1 protein-coding gene is annotated in these 1,496 nt (G+C 29.5%); it reads right to left on the bottom strand.

The features are described from left to right. Positions 1-209: 209 nt before the first annotated feature. Positions 210-1,397 carry an immunity 26/phosphotriesterase HocA family protein gene (locus Q4586_RS13940; RefSeq protein WP_303529997.1) on the bottom strand — a complete coding sequence of 396 codons (1,188 nt, stop codon included), beginning with the start codon at positions 1,395-1,397 and terminating at the stop codon, positions 210-212. Positions 1,398-1,496 lie beyond the last annotated feature (99 nt).

Genomic DNA, 1,496 nt, shown 5'->3' with positions numbered 1-1,496 from the left:
TTTCTTCCATTCGGATTTGAAAATTTTCTACTTTTTCTCTATCGTACATTTAGAGTGAGTTTAAATGACTGCCAACGTGTTTGTGTATGATTTCGTTGCGTGTTTGAGCAACTAAATTAACAAAATAAAACTTACCAGAGGAAATTCCGCAGGAATTTCCAAGCAAGCTAGCACTAGCAATGAATTATACACGGTGTTACCACACGTTTTTATTTTTTTAAGTTTTCGTAATATGTTCCATTCGGATTTAGATTGAAGAATTCAAATATGTCTTTTTTAGCACTTTTATTTTTTGGATTCCTCAAATCAGCTTCCAATTCATAATATTCAGATTCCCAATAAGGTTGATTAGAGTTTATTTTGATACAATTCTCCAATGTCTCTTTGTGAAAGTTTAAATTCGCTCCAATTGATTCAATTCTATATGGGTTTGACTTTAAAACCTTTTCCCAACTTTTAGCGTTTTTATCTGAATTTTCAATTGCTAAATGCTTGTCGTATTTCTTAGTTGTGGTTTCTTTATATATTAATCCATATTGCAAATACACAGTTCCAAAATCTCCAAAATGAATACTTTTAGAATAAGAAATTGGGAAATCATATTCTATTTCAGCCAATGGTTGGTTTCCAATTATTTCATAGTTTCCATAAAACAATACATTGTCCATAATATATTGGGCAGGAATAGATTTTTTTGTTTTCAGTTCATTTAAATCAATTTCTTTAGTTGAACTTATACAATGGTAAATCTTAATCACTAAAGGCTGAGTCATAAGATTCATTATTCCATAATTTTTATTTGCTTTAAACTTTAAGTCCTTTCTCAATGGTCTTAAATCGTAAATCAGTCGTCCAAAACCATAATTTCTCCTATCAACTTTGAAAGCAAAAAAATCGCCTTGTTTTAATTTTATTCTTTTTCTCTTTTTTGAAGAGAATTTCTCAATTGATTTCAAGTCATCTGAAGTAGAATTTTTAATATAATCAGTAACCCAATTTTTTAATTCCGAAATATCTTTAAATTTTATATTCTCAAAATGAGTTGAGTAAAATGTATTTTGAGTCGTGTGATTTCCAATAGTTATTCCATTAATTCCAAAATCGAAATATGTACCTATTGGTGTTTTTGATTCTAATGTTGAGGAAGTCAGTTTCTTCGGTTTACCTTTTTGAGTTTTAGGAAGTAGAAATTCTCTGTCTTTGGTTTCCTCATTGTATTGGATTTCCGAATATTTGAATTCAGTCGAAATTACTTGTTTTTTGATTGTGTTTTTGTCGAAGTATATAATAGAACTCGGTCGATATGAATCTCCTTTGAGTATGACTTTTTCCCAGTTTTCGGCAACTAATTCTAAACCTAAATATTTTCGTTGTTCATTGTTTAATTCAAAAGTCATATTTTTTTCTCAAATGTGTGGTAACGGCTTTGTGTTATGATTAGTTGCGTAGACTCGGCACGACAATTAGCAAATATTTACCGAATAGAAAATCCCCAA

The sequence above is a fragment of the Tenacibaculum soleae genome, assembly GCF_030549005.1.
Classification (GTDB): Bacteria; Bacteroidota; Bacteroidia; order Flavobacteriales; family Flavobacteriaceae; genus Polaribacter; species Polaribacter soleae.
The sequence above is the reverse complement of the archived record's forward strand: the minus strand, read 5'-3'. Positions and strand labels throughout refer to the sequence as shown.

What these genes read in the sequence shown, in the direction of transcription:
- Q4586_RS13940 (WP_303529997.1), bottom strand. Translation starts at nt 1,397, where the DNA reads ATGACTTTTGAATTAAACAATGAACAACGAAAATATTTAGGTTTAGAA.